The sequence below is a fragment of the Pseudoalteromonas sp. MMG012 genome, assembly GCF_018100875.1.
Lineage (GTDB): Bacteria > Pseudomonadota > Gammaproteobacteria > Enterobacterales > Alteromonadaceae > Pseudoalteromonas > Pseudoalteromonas aurantia.
Window position 1 is genome coordinate 42,428 of record NZ_JAGJEF010000015.1, and the last position, 12,691, is coordinate 55,118.

Genomic DNA, 12,691 nt, shown 5'->3' on the forward strand with positions numbered 1-12,691 from the left:
CATGCTTAGTTTCAACAATATAAAAAAATCATATACAACGGGGGATGTGACCGTTGCAGCTTTAAAAGGTGTGTCGGCAAATATTCGCAAGGGTGAAACTGTGGCACTGTGTGGGCCTTCGGGCAGCGGAAAGTCAACGTTGTTGAATATTTGTGGTCTACTCGATGATCGGTATGAAGGTGACATCTGGTTAAACAACACTCCCATTCCAAAGAATAAAAATGATTTAACCCAAATTCGTCGTGAAAAATTAGGCTTTATCTTTCAAAGATATAACTTAATCCCAGTGATGTCGGTGCTTGAAAATATTGAATATCCATTACTCATGCTAGATATGAATAAGCGTCAACGTATGGATCAGGTAATTGAAATTGCACATAAGGTTGGCTTAAAAGATCATATTTCGAAACGGCCAGATCAACTATCTGGGGGCCAGCAACAACGGGTTGCCATTGCGAGGGCTTTGGTCAAACGACCTGAAATCGTTATTGCGGATGAACCAACAGCAAACTTAGATACGTCGACAGCAAATATGGTGATTGATCTTATGAGAGATTTAGGTAACGACATGGGGAGTACATTTATTGTTGCCACCCATGATCATCGTATGACAGATCGTTGTCATCGAGTCTTGGATCTTGCCGATGGCATGCTACAAGAAGTGCAATCTCAGTTAGATACAAGGAGGGCAAGCTAATGCGTTGGATTATTTTTGCATTTTTAAATGTACTTAGAAATGGGCGACGCTCTCTTTTTACCATACTTGTTTCAGCGGTTGCGGTTGCAGCAATATTAACGACCAGCGGATTTGCATTGTTCACGTATGAGTCTCTCGCAGAGAAAGCAGCTAGGGATGAAGGTAATTTCATTATTACACATGCCAAATTTTTGGAAGAAGAGGAAGATACGCCACTAGAGTATGGGTTGTCTGATACGCAAGTGCTGCGCAGTCAGTTGGCTGAAGATGAAGAAATTAAAAGCATTTTACCAAGAATAAACTTTAATGGACTTATTTCTAATGGTGAAAAGAGCTCAATATTCATTGGTTTAGGTGTAGAACCTGAAGAGTTCATGGTAAAAGGCCCATTCTTGAGTATGCTCTCTGGGCAAGCATTATCTGATTTTGGAGATGAGAATCAAGCGCAAATTGTGTTAGGGAAGGATTTAGCTCGAAGCTTAAAAGTAAAGGTTGGGGACTATGTGACACTTATGTCAACCACCACCGATGGGGCGCTTAACGCACTTGATTTTGTGGTTCGTGGTATTTATACCACAGGCGTACCTGACTTGGATAAGCGACAGTTATACGTCAAGTTATCTGATGCGCAATCACTACTATATACCGATAAAGTGAGTTCGCTTTCGGTGTATCTTTTTGACCTCAACGCAACACAACGAAAAGTGGCACAGTATCAATCTCGTGACCAGTCACTACTATTTGTACCTTGGTGGGAAAAGGCGTTTTATTATCAGTCAGTTAAGGCTTTATATAACCGTATATTCGGATTGTTAGGCGGTATTATGGTGTTATTAGTTTTCTTTTCAATATCGAATACTATGGCAATGACCGTTACAGAAAGAACACGAGAAATAGGGACTGTTGCAGCAATGGGGTCTTATCAATGGGAGATCATTCGTAATTTTATTCTGGAATCAAGCATTATAGGCTTTTTAGGCGCGGTCATAGGTATCGTCATTTCAATTATTGTGTCATGGGGCTTGGTATATCTAGGTCTAGAAATGCCACCACCGCCAGGTAGTAATCAAGGCTATCCACTAACGATAACTTTTTCTTGGGAAATAGCACTTTCGGTGATGAGCGTGATGGTGGTTGTATGCGTACTAGCGGCATTCAGGGCTGCATATAAGGGAAGTTCAAAATCAATTACGGAGGCGCTTAGCCATGTATAAAAAGATAATTAATAATATGCTATCGATATGTTTGGTGAGCAGCTGCTCATGGGGTGCGATAGCTCAGGCTGATGTAAACCCTTTACAGGTACTTAAAGCGGTCGATGCCTATAGGAGCGAATCTAATACTGTCAAAGTTTCAGCGACGGTCCGTGCATATAAGCAAGATGAGTTGCGAAATTCAAAGCAATATGACGTTTATTCAACGTCAGCAAAGCGCTCACTGGTTGTGTTTAAGTCTGATTCTGAAAAAGGTCAAAAAGTACTGATGAAAGGCAGTGATTATTGGATGTTCATGCCTAAAAGCCGTCGACCGATCCGGATCACGCCAATGCAAAAGTTGTTGGGGGAAGCATCCCTTGGTGACATTGCTACGCTCAGCTGGAGTGAAGATTATACCGTCAAGCAAACAACGGATATGGACTCATTGTGGCAGTTTGAGCTTCATGCCATATCACCTAAGCTCAGCTATCAAAAAATTATACTTAATATACGCAAAGATAATTACTTTCCTGAAGAGGCTGAATTGTATTTGCGTTCAGGCATGCATGCCAAGACAGCTCAATTTGAGCAAGGTGAACGTAATGGCAAACAAAAGGTGACGGCAATGGCGTTGCACGATGAAATGCGCAAAGGGCATAAAACAGTGATTGAATATGATTTAATCGAACCGATTTCTGTACCAGATAGGTTGTTTAACCCTCAAATCTTGATACGAAGTGACTTGGATCGCTTACTAACTGAGTAAGGAGGTAGTAAATGCTATTAAGCCTAGATGAAAATCAAATAGATATTTGGCAAACCTCAGTGAGCTTATTTCAGGAAAATCACGCCATCGGCGAGTTAGAGGCTATGTTAACTGAGTCAGATTTAGAAGCAATTGCATTAATAAGAAGGCCGTCAGAGAAGTTAGTCAAAATTGTATCTCGCGCATTCTTAAGGTCAGTACTTGCGAAGTACACAGGGTTAGCGCCACAGGCGATTCAATTTGAGCGGGGTTTGCATGGGAAGCCGCAGTTGGTCAATGAAGGTTTATCACTGGAGTTTAATCTTTCTCATAGCGATAACGTGTTAGCGTGCGCGTTAAGTAAAAAGAACCCAATTGGGGTCGATGTTGAGCGAATTAGGTTTAAGCGAAATTTAATACGCCTTGGTCACACTGTCTTTTCAGAGGATGAAAAGAGAGAATTTGAAGGCTTGTCTGACGCGGCTAAAGAAGCCTATTTCTTTGACCGTTGGACTTTGAAAGAGTCGCTGATCAAAGCAACGGGCCAAGGGCTTACTACTAAGTTAAATAACGTCTCATTTGGCCAAAGTGATGCCAGTGCAAGTTTTAGCGTCGCAGGTGTTCAATCTAAGGTGGTTGAGAGTGAATATGCGAGTTGGCTTTGGCCTATTTCACCGCAGCACCGTTTGGCTGTGACACTGTGTACGAGTGAGAGTAATCATAATCAAATTACAATTAGAAGCTTTAACTTTTTGCCTGGTCGTACCATAAATGAAATTGCAGCATAAATAAAATTATAAAAATCAAGGAATAAAAGTGATTATTAAAAAAAAGAAACGCATATTAAAAAAATTAAGTACTAAAAGGTCACAACAACAGCAGTACCCAACCGCAGCTGTCGTAGGAGGCTCAGCTAAACTATCATTGCCTTCGGACACTGGCTGTACAAGTTTTGTTATGTGCCAAGAAGTGAATTAAGGGTAGCAGTCATTCAGCAGGAATTTAATATGACATTAATAGATAACAATGCGCTGGTTTTAAATTCGAAAGATAAACCTTTCATAAAGTATGACACATCGGTTGAAGGGATCAGAGCGGATAGAAAAGTTAAGTTAGCGGCTGCGTTTAGATTATTTGCAAAGTATGGATTTGATGAAGGGGTTGCGGGGCATATTACGGTAAGAGATCCAAAATACCTTGATCATTTTTGGGTTAACCCATTGGGTAAGAGTTTTGATCAAATTACGGTATCTGATTTATTGCTGGTCAATCACGATGGGCAAGTTGTTGAGGGTGATGGCTTGCTCAATGGGGCTGCTTTTACAATCCATGCCCATATTCACGCTGCTAGGAAAGATGTTGTGGCAGCAGCCCACGCACATTCGACTTACGGTAAAACTTTTTCGACTTTGGGGAAGCAGTTGTTACCCATTACCCAAGACGCGTGTGCTTTCTTTAATGATCATGTCGTACTAGAACAGTTTGGTGGCGTGGTGCTTGATAAGTCAGAGGGTGAGCTGATAGTAGAAGCTTTGGCTCGCAATAAAGGAATGATTTTACAAAATCATGGATTACTTACTGTAGGGAGAAGTGTTGAATCTGCTAGTTGGTGGTACATCGCAATGGAGCGAGCTTGTCAGGTTCAGCTTATGGCGGAAGCGGCTGGCTCTCCAAGGCTGATAGAGGAGAGTATCGCTAAGCAAACGTATAAGCATATTGGGAGAGAGCGGACCGGTTGGTATAATTTTTTGTCATTATATGAAAGCATCAAAAAGCAACACCCTGACCTCACAAACTAACTTGAATTTATTTTTCTAAACAATTAAAAATTTCAGAGCATGGCTGTACAAAAGATTTGATATAGCCAAGTCTTAATTGATATTACGTGATCGCTGCATTTTCAGCTCAATACAAAAAGAGAGAAATAGTGAACACCAAATTGAAACTGAGACACTGAAGCTGGTTAGCAAAGCGTGATCCAAGGGCTAATCAAGATTTAGGAGGTATCTGGAAAATAGTTGGAACAATTGAAACAGGAGAACTTATGGACCAACAAACAACAATAAAAAATGAAGCGTTTCGCTCAAAGTTCTACATGCAAAATGATTTTTTTTGCCGCACAATGGACGTGTTTGAGGACAAAGATTTAAATTATCGCCCTCAAGTAGGAATGCTATCAGTAAAAGGCCAAGTGTTGCACGTCGTTGGATCGCTAGAGCTATTTGTGAGCGCTTATTTTTCTAAGTTTTCACATATGGCTGAAGTAAAACATGAATCTTTTAGACCAGCGGAGTTGTGGAGTGGCGACAGTCAACCAGTGATTGATTTAGCATGGGCTGAGAGAGCGGATAGAACGCATTATGAAATAAATTTGAGCGTGGATGATGTCTTGGATATTTTTACTAAGACGATGTTTTACATAAGAGATCTATTTGCAATGCTATCACTGGAGCAGTTGCAAGAGCCTATTGGAGAGAATACCTTAGTTCCCAGTTACTTTGATGGATATGGCGTTGTTGAAATGATGTTAGATCATACAGCGCATCATCGAGGGGCTTTAGCACAGTACGCGCGTTTATTAGGGTACTCACCGAAAATTCCATATTTCGATATGGAAGAGGCGCTACATGAAAAACAAGTGAGAATCGGAACAAGCTAAGATGTATTTTTTACTGACTATGGTGAGTGTGCCTCCTTTAGTGGCAGACGTTAAGCGCGACTAAATGGCCTATGTACTTTCACTGCATAATAAATAATACATGCTAGAAAACAAAGTTAAAGTGATAGCACCCTTATCGCTGTTAGCATATTCGACTTGATCTTCCATATATATCAATGGTGAGCCTAATGCGACTTTTTATGGAGCTAGGTCGACCCTGCCCATTATTGCTCACACATAAGTATGTTTATGTGTGAGCAATACCCCATTGCAACCAACTAATATTTTTATCTTATTAGAGCTGCTTATACCAGCGTGATTGGCAGGCGACTGCGTATGCTGTTAAAGAGATGGCTTTTAATATCTTGAGTATGTTGATGAAATACCATCACGGACGTCGGTACACAAAATGTATTGTGCAATATTTAAGTTACATGTGGGCGCATTTTTGAATTAGCGTGTTCCAGGTATCTTTAATACCGATTTTTGGTCTAATTGCAGGCACACTGTCAAATCTAAAGACATAAAAAAACGTGGTTGGTGAAGAACAATATCATTTTGCTGTGCTCACACGGAATGAAAATACGCATTGTTATAAGCTTTTCACCCGCCAATCAAACCCTTCTACTCAAAACTATTAATAAACCTGCTGAAAATATAAGTGCAACATTCTAAGTTATTGTTTTTTATGCTTTCTTTTATTCAAAGGTTTATCGAAGTTTTTCCAAACTACTTTTTAGTTCAAGTAGTGAAAAATGCACTCATCGACATTGAGACAAACAATATAAAACGTTTCTCTTACATACATAAATGAGTTAGGAAGTGTAAATCATGTTTTCAACGAAAGTAGCAGTATTAATTAAACGAGCATTAGTAGTTAGCGTTGCGGTTACCTCTTTATCAGCAATTGCGAATGAAGAAGTAAAGCCAACACACAAGCATGTATCAGAATCAACTTACTTATTTAAAAAGAAAGTAGCGTGGGCATATAAACAAGTCGCAATGGAGACGATGTGGGCGAATCAACAACGCGGTAAAGGACTAAAGAGAGTGCAGAAGTGCGACCCGTACCCGCGATGCAAAATCAGAGCCGTGCTATTGAAAAATAAACAAAATAACTGAGGGGATTCAAATGAAAGCATTGATCATTGGAGGAACGTCTGAAATAGGTCAGGCAATTATAAATAAATTAGTTGAAAGTGGTTATGACGTGTTGTTTACGTACAACAGTAATGAAGACAAAGCGAAAACAGTGTCGGAGCTAAGCCCTGGGAAAATTAAGTTCTGTCAGCTCAATTTAATTGATACGCACGCTGTTAACCAGTTCGCAAGCTCACTTAAAACTGATTTTAATCCAGACGTTTTAGTGAATGTGGCCGGTATTACTCATGATTCGCTTTCTTTTGGTGATATTCAAGAGAGTTTAATGAAAGTTCACACTGTGAACTTCCTATCTCCAGCAACAGTTACAGCAAGAGCTGCTGAGTTAATGATGGCTAATCGCAAAGGGCACATTATTAATATCAGCTCTGTTGCTGCGAAAAGTCCGAAAACCGGTAATGGCGCTTATGGCAGTGCAAAAGCCGCACTGGAAAGGTTTACAGCATCACTGTCGGTGGAGATTGCACGCTTTAAAGTAAGGACGCTTAACGTCGCACCTGCTTTTGTAAATACGCCGATGTTCAGTGAATTTGCTAACGGTAAAGAGAGAGATGTCATCCGTTCTTTACCTCTGAGAGAAATTCTTGAAGTGGAAGATGTTGCCAATGCGGTACATGCCTTCGTAACGGGAAATATCAAGTCAACGGGTATCACTTTGTCACTGACAAACGGTGCTCCAGTTTTATAAAAATTAATCAATAAAATCAAAAATTAAAAATAGGAAGAAAAATTATGAATCAATCTGAAATCGCCACTATTGCAGCAAACATCTTATATCTAGACGATGTGAGCGAAATTGAATTTGATCGGTCATTATTCGGTGACTACTCAATGTCTTCACTTGATTACGTAGATTTTGCGTTTGAGCTTAAAGGTGAGTCAGGAAAAGAGTTTGATCCAGATGAACTTTGGCCAATCAATACCATGATGGATAACCCTGAGTTTTATCAAAATGGGCAATGGACAGATGCCGGTCGTGCAGCATTAACTAAGGTATTTACTGGGTTTACTGAGTTACCACAAGAAGATTTAACGCCAGAGTCATTATACAACTTATTCAGTGTTGATTTTATCCAACACCGCATTAGCACGCTTTAAAGGGGCAAAATATGTCTGCAGTGTATGTAAAAGCAGCAGGTATTCAAACAGAGTATTTTGATGAGCTAATGACCTTGGATGCGGTAATTAACCGCAACCAAGAGCGAGTAAAAAGTTCTGAAAGTAATATCTATAAGCCATTGAATCGTAAGCTTTCAAAGTCAGAGGTGGCTGCGATAGCAAGAGAAGACAGGTCTATTTTGAATGACTTATCGACACTTATTCTCAATGCAATCGGAGATTTATTGGCCCATTGCCCCGAAGGAGAGGTAAGAAATTCTGAACAGACACCTCTCTATGCTGGAACGGATGGTGTATCTGAATATAACTTTTCGGCCTTGTACAAAATCATCGAAAAGCATGGTGGTGTGAGCGGCGCGTTAGAAAACTTGGGTGAGCTCAGCAAAATGAGTAACCCAATTAATATGATGCGTTTTTTATCAACAAACCCCCTCTATCATGCGTCGAAACGGCTTGAATTAAGAGGTGGAGGTTACCCGATTAGAGGCATGTCATTATCTGGTTTGCAAGCATTTGAGGACGCCTTTTCAGATATAAAGCATGGTCGAGAAAAGCAAGGGATTGTCGTGGGTGCAGGTAGCATGCGCAATTTTGACACATTATTAGTGTTCGACAAGTTAGGTTTGTTAAGTAAAGACGAAAATGAGCGAGAAATAGACCCATCATTTGGGGCGGCAACAGTGTGCCTCAGTGATGATAAAGATGAAGCGCTTGCTCAAGTACTTGCAGTAGATAGTCGCTACAACCCATCGCCATTTCCTTCAGCTCGAGATTGGCACGCCCTGATGGAATCAGTGCAACAGCAAGGCTTTGATATTGACGTCATTGTGACTTACTGCAACGGGGTAAAAACGAATAACGAGAATGAACTTGCGGCTGTACGAGATGTATTTCCAAACATAGAGCAGAAAAATTATAAATCAGTTTTTGGTTATACAAGTAAGGCAAACAACCTCTTGGACTTATCGGCGGCTCTGATCGATGAAAGTATTCCTGATGGGGCGACGGTTCTAATTAATGGTGCAGGTTTCGGTGTTGGTATTGGGTACATTGTCGTTAAAAAATGTAAAAACATAATCAATAAATAATAAAAATATATAAATCATGGGTATAGGTATGGATAAGCAGGATAATGTTTGTATAAGTGCATACGGGGCGATTACCCCGTTGGGCCAAACACTCGATGAGATAAGCCATAGTTTACAGCATGGGATAAGCGGTATCCGTGAAGTAAAAAAGTTTGATACTACTACGTTTAAAACCAAGTGGGCGGGATTACCAGAGTTTGGTAATGAGAATATTCATTGGCCTAAAAAACCCGGCCAACCCAACCGTCCTGGCGAGCTCATTTATGCTGAAAAAGCGGTTAAACAATTAGTTGCACATTTTAACCCTCTTGAAAAGTACAGTGCAGATCGTATTGGGTGCGTAATAGGTATTGATGAGCCTGGCGTTGATCCTGAACGTACAACCGAGTTTACCGCTAAATTAGGCGCAGATAAAAGCAAGAAGCGGGATGAATACATTCCGTCAGGCACTGAATTCTATCGAATATCAGAAATGTTGGATTTAGACGTCACGTCAGCATTAAAAGTGATACACAAACATATTCCATTTAGTGGTTATACCCGTTGTCATGTCGGGTTATGTTCAGCTTCATTACAAGCATTGGGTATGGCAAGGCAAGCGATTTTGGATGGTAAAGCAGATGCGATGATTGTAGGTGGAGTGTCAGCTAAAGTAACGCCATTTAACCTTGCACAATTAGAGGCTGTCGGTGCCGTATGTACAGATCCACTCTTGGAAGGAGCGGCTCGCTGTCGTCCATTTGATATTCGACGCTCGGGCTTCATGCCAGCAGAAGGATCAATTCTGTTTATTCTTGAAAAGGAAGAGGCTATAGAGGAGCGAGAAGGTAAAAAGTACTGCCGCTTAAAAGGCTATGGGGCCAGTTTAGCTGCACAACATATCGTAGCACCGCACACCGAGGGTCGCGAAATGCAGCTCTGCATGGAACGAGCTATAGAACAAGCTGATTTACCGCTGGATTCATTTAGTTTTATTAATGCACATGGTACATCGACAAAACTCAATGATTTTCATGAGACCCAAGTTTTAGAGGGGATTTTTGGTGAAGGTAATGTACCACCGGTGACGTCGACAAAATCTTTGCACGGACATTTAATTGCCTCAGCAGGGGCAATGGAAGTACTCGGAGTGATGGCATCGTTTAGGGATGGATTTGTTCCTGCAGTGGCAAACTTGGAAGAACAAGACCCTGCGATCAAGGTACCAGTAGTAAAAGAGACGCTGCACAAACCAATTGTAAATGTTTTAAAGAACTCATTTGGCATGGGTGGATTGGCTGCATCAATGGTGTTGCAAAACCCTTCAGAGTCATAAGGTTGGAGAGTCCCACAATGCGCTTTATTAATTTAATTAAACCAAATAGTACTTGGGTTGCACGATATAAAGACGACACGGTCGATGCTGAATATGTATCCAACCTGTTGGCAACTGTTGGAATGGGCCCGCTTGGTGAGCTTAGTCAAGAAAAATTACATGTATTCTGCGTATTTAACCCATTGCAGGCGTTGCTTTCGTACTTTGTTGGGTCTCATTTAGGCTTAACCTGTGCGGTGGTTTCTCCCCGTAGTTTAGATAAACTTTTGGATGGATTTGATAAAAGGCAGCTTGGGACAATTATTACGCCTTTAGGAAGACGATCTCCATCGCTGCCCGCTGACGTTGAATTTTTAGCGCTGAACTTTTCGCCACCACTGTTAGAGCATGAACGATCAGCACCAGACAGTCATCGACCAGCACGTTTTATATTTTGTACATCAGGCTCAACAGGGAAAGCGAAGCGTGTTGTGCATTGTGAAACAAGTTTAGTGTCCAATGCAAAAGTTGTGGCGGAATACCTCCGCTTAAGTGATCAAGATCACTCATATTGTGTATTTCCTATGCAATATATGTATGGGTTATCGACTTCACTTTGCGCATTACACAGTAACAGCATTATTGAATATGGAGATTTTGTAAGCCCAGCTTTGGTTGCGAGCTATGTCAAATCAAAGCCAATAACGGTGTTACCGCTTTTGGGGGAGTGGAGTCATGAAGTGAGTCAGGAATGGCGCAGAGCGTACACGCCTAAGAGACTGATTTTATTAAATGCATCGGATCGTTTATTAGAATCTCAAGCTGCAGAGCTGCTGCCATGGGCAACTGAATTTTGGAATAACCTCGGTCAGACGGAATCAGCCCCACGCATTTTTGCACTTGAGCTAAAACAATTTAAAAACCTTCACCAAGTTTGCCACAACAATACGGTGTCAGTGGGTTATCCAGTAGATAAAAATATAGAAGTTAAGCTGGTTAATAAAAACGCTACGACAGGTGTTGGCAATCTTTATTATAAAACACCATTCAAAATGCTCGGTTATTTGCAAGATAATGGGGATTTACAGGAAGTGGGCACTTACTCTGATAGTGGGGATTTATTCGTTCAAGATGACCAAGGACGGTGGCATTGGGTTGCAAGAAGTAGTCATACAATTAAGGTCAATGGAGAGCTTGTGCCGTTGACATCAGTTACCAATAAAATTCTTAACTATAAAGAGGTATCTGGTGTTGGGTATGTGACGAATAAGAAAGGGGAGCTATGCACATTTATTGAATCATCAACAATGAATGATGCATTACGTGTTGAACTCACATCCCTGTTAACGCATACCTTACGCGGAAAGAGGTCAAGAGTCTCGCTAGTTCATAAGTTACCTAGAACTGAAAATGGCAAATTAGATTTGTCAGAATTACGCCAGAAGAGTTTAGAAAACTCAAAAATTAACAATTTAAATCAACAGGATATGTAAATGAACGACGTAACTCAGCAATTGCAATTACAACATACGGCTTTTGATAAAAAGCGTATCCAAGCGATTGTAAATAAGTATTGGGGGCTGAGCTTCCCTGAAGACACGCCACCACAAATTGACGACTATGAGTCATTCGCAGCCCGCGTGCCAGAAATGGATAAGGCGAGTTACATTAAATTGTCAGAGCAAGCGTTTGCTAACCATAGAGAGGTGCCTTTAATCATTGGAGGATCAAGTGGCACCTCTGGGCAAAGTAAATTGGTTATCGAAAAAACGAATACACCGGGTTCTAGACCAAGCGAAGATGACATTCAATTTATCACAGAATTGAGAATGTCAGGGGTGCTCAATCCAGGAGACATTGCTGCGAACCTTTTTATGGTCGGAATGTATTCAATTCTACATCATGGCTTTAACCGTATTATTGAAGCGTGCTACGCCTCGGTTCTCCCGCTAGGGATGCTGAACCCAGAACATACAGAAACTCAATTAGCGTTTATGAAGCAGCACAATGTCAACGTATTAACTGGAACGCCCGGCACGTTAATTCAGATTGCGCATGCGGTTAAAGCGACGGGCGTCGAGCTAAATATTGAACGAATCCTTTATACCGGTGAGCGCTTAGGCGAAGCGAAAGCCAAGGTATTGCGAGACGCTTTTCCGAATGTACGTATCGTGGGTTTCTACGGACTATCGGAATGCGGCTTTATGGCAATAGAAGAAGTGAGTGAACGTTATAAAGTGCGTCAAAACGCATACTTCTTAGAGCTTAATCAACAAGGACGCTTACTGGTTACCTGTTTGAATGAAGAGACTCCAGTGCCATTTTTACGTTTTGACACTGGCGATGCGGTTTCATTAGTTGCGCGTGGCGATCAAGTCATTATGGGGGGAATTGACCGTTCAGACACGAGCTTTAACTTTGTTGGTAACTTGGTCGACATGAAGGTGCTACGCGATATCGCAGCGATGGCGATTAATGAACGTGATGTGCTTCTGGAAGCGTTACTCGATACTAACGATTTGGGTCAGGATTTATTGATAATACGAGTCTTGCATGATGCGTTAGATGATGTTCAAAAAGGCCAAATATCAAATGCTTTATTGGCTTATGAAGAACTAAAAGAAGCGTTAGATAAAGACACTGGTTTAATCACAATTGAGTTTGATAGTACACAATCAGCCAGTTTAACTGGACGAAATAAACATCGCCAGATTTTGGATGAGAGAGCATAG

Annotated in this window: 14 protein-coding genes; all 14 read left to right on the forward strand. The window is 41.0% G+C overall.

Going from position 1 to position 12,691, the window contains the following annotated elements; genetic code table 11:
* Position 1: 1 nt before the first annotated feature.
* The 14 genes from J8L97_RS07585 to J8L97_RS07650 all read left to right on the forward strand — a co-directional run bounded on the left by J8L97_RS07585 (position 2) and on the right by J8L97_RS07650 (position 12,691).
* Positions 2-697 (forward strand): ABC transporter ATP-binding protein, encoded by a 696-nt coding sequence (locus J8L97_RS07585; RefSeq protein ID WP_211048512.1) that lies wholly within the window; start codon positions 2-4, stop codon positions 695-697.
* A complete protein-coding gene (locus tag J8L97_RS07590) occupies positions 697-1,911 on the forward strand; it encodes an FtsX-like permease family protein (protein WP_211048514.1) in 1,215 nt (404 codons plus the stop codon). The genes J8L97_RS07585 and J8L97_RS07590 overlap by 1 nt, the downstream gene beginning before the upstream one ends.
* Positions 1,904-2,659, forward strand: a complete 756-nt coding sequence (locus J8L97_RS07595) for an outer membrane lipoprotein-sorting protein (protein WP_211048516.1) — start codon at positions 1,904-1,906, stop codon at positions 2,657-2,659. Before J8L97_RS07590 ends, J8L97_RS07595 begins: the two co-directional genes overlap by 8 nt.
* An 11-nt stretch (positions 2,660-2,670) precedes the next feature.
* The gene (locus J8L97_RS07600) at positions 2,671-3,426 is read left to right on the forward strand and encodes a 4'-phosphopantetheinyl transferase superfamily protein (protein WP_211048518.1); all 756 of its coding nucleotides are present in this window, start codon (positions 2,671-2,673) and stop codon (positions 3,424-3,426) included.
* A gap of 28 nt (positions 3,427-3,454) precedes the next feature.
* Positions 3,455-3,616 (forward strand): hypothetical protein, encoded by a 162-nt coding sequence (locus J8L97_RS07605; protein WP_211048521.1) that lies wholly within the window; start codon positions 3,455-3,457, stop codon positions 3,614-3,616.
* 29 nt (positions 3,617-3,645) lie between these two features.
* A complete protein-coding gene (locus tag J8L97_RS07610) occupies positions 3,646-4,437 on the forward strand; it encodes a class II aldolase/adducin family protein (RefSeq protein WP_211048522.1) in 792 nt (263 codons plus the stop codon).
* Between the two features lie 245 nt (positions 4,438-4,682).
* Complete coding sequence (locus J8L97_RS07615) at positions 4,683-5,297, forward strand: DinB family protein (protein WP_211048524.1); 615 nt, start codon at positions 4,683-4,685, stop codon at positions 5,295-5,297.
* 831 nt (positions 5,298-6,128) lie between these two features.
* Positions 6,129-6,419 (forward strand): hypothetical protein, encoded by a 291-nt coding sequence (locus J8L97_RS07620; RefSeq protein WP_211048526.1) that lies wholly within the window; start codon positions 6,129-6,131, stop codon positions 6,417-6,419.
* A 10-nt stretch (positions 6,420-6,429) separates the two neighbouring features.
* Positions 6,430-7,146: an SDR family NAD(P)-dependent oxidoreductase gene (locus J8L97_RS07625; protein WP_211048528.1), complete on the forward strand. Its 717-nt coding sequence runs from the start codon at positions 6,430-6,432 to the stop codon at positions 7,144-7,146.
* Between the two features lie 44 nt (positions 7,147-7,190).
* Positions 7,191-7,556, forward strand: coding sequence for an acyl carrier protein (locus J8L97_RS07630; protein WP_211048530.1), 366 nt, complete (start codon positions 7,191-7,193; stop codon positions 7,554-7,556).
* An 11-nt stretch (positions 7,557-7,567) separates the two neighbouring features.
* The gene (locus J8L97_RS07635) at positions 7,568-8,665 is read left to right on the forward strand and encodes a beta-ketoacyl synthase (RefSeq protein ID WP_211048532.1); all 1,098 of its coding nucleotides are present in this window, start codon (positions 7,568-7,570) and stop codon (positions 8,663-8,665) included.
* 28 nt (positions 8,666-8,693) lie between these two features.
* The gene (locus J8L97_RS07640) at positions 8,694-9,980 is read left to right on the forward strand and encodes a beta-ketoacyl-[acyl-carrier-protein] synthase family protein (RefSeq protein ID WP_211048534.1); all 1,287 of its coding nucleotides are present in this window, start codon (positions 8,694-8,696) and stop codon (positions 9,978-9,980) included.
* Between the two features lie 17 nt (positions 9,981-9,997).
* Positions 9,998-11,452: a class I adenylate-forming enzyme family protein gene (locus J8L97_RS07645; RefSeq protein ID WP_211048536.1), complete on the forward strand. Its 1,455-nt coding sequence runs from the start codon at positions 9,998-10,000 to the stop codon at positions 11,450-11,452.
* Entirely contained in the window at positions 11,453-12,691 is a 1,239-nt protein-coding gene (locus J8L97_RS07650; RefSeq protein ID WP_211048538.1) for an AMP-binding protein, read from the forward strand. It abuts the gene before it with no gap.

Coding starts and splice junctions, on each gene's coding strand:
- J8L97_RS07650 (WP_211048538.1), top strand. CDS start 11,453: ATGAACGACGTAACTCAGCAATTGCAATTACAACATACGGCTTTTGAT.
- J8L97_RS07635 (WP_211048532.1), top strand. CDS start 7,568: ATGTCTGCAGTGTATGTAAAAGCAGCAGGTATTCAAACAGAGTATTTT.
- J8L97_RS07585 (WP_211048512.1), top strand. CDS start 2: ATGCTTAGTTTCAACAATATAAAAAAATCATATACAACGGGGGATGTG.
- J8L97_RS07625 (WP_211048528.1), top strand. CDS start 6,430: ATGAAAGCATTGATCATTGGAGGAACGTCTGAAATAGGTCAGGCAATT.
- J8L97_RS07610 (WP_211048522.1), top strand. CDS start 3,646: ATGACATTAATAGATAACAATGCGCTGGTTTTAAATTCGAAAGATAAA.
- J8L97_RS07640 (WP_211048534.1), top strand. CDS start 8,694: ATGGATAAGCAGGATAATGTTTGTATAAGTGCATACGGGGCGATTACC.
- J8L97_RS07615 (WP_211048524.1), top strand. CDS start 4,683: ATGGACCAACAAACAACAATAAAAAATGAAGCGTTTCGCTCAAAGTTC.
- J8L97_RS07620 (WP_211048526.1), top strand. CDS start 6,129: ATGTTTTCAACGAAAGTAGCAGTATTAATTAAACGAGCATTAGTAGTT.
- J8L97_RS07590 (WP_211048514.1), top strand. CDS start 697: ATGCGTTGGATTATTTTTGCATTTTTAAATGTACTTAGAAATGGGCGA.
- J8L97_RS07600 (WP_211048518.1), top strand. CDS start 2,671: ATGCTATTAAGCCTAGATGAAAATCAAATAGATATTTGGCAAACCTCA.
- J8L97_RS07595 (WP_211048516.1), top strand. CDS start 1,904: ATGTATAAAAAGATAATTAATAATATGCTATCGATATGTTTGGTGAGC.
- J8L97_RS07630 (WP_211048530.1), top strand. CDS start 7,191: ATGAATCAATCTGAAATCGCCACTATTGCAGCAAACATCTTATATCTA.
- J8L97_RS07645 (WP_211048536.1), top strand. CDS start 9,998: ATGCGCTTTATTAATTTAATTAAACCAAATAGTACTTGGGTTGCACGA.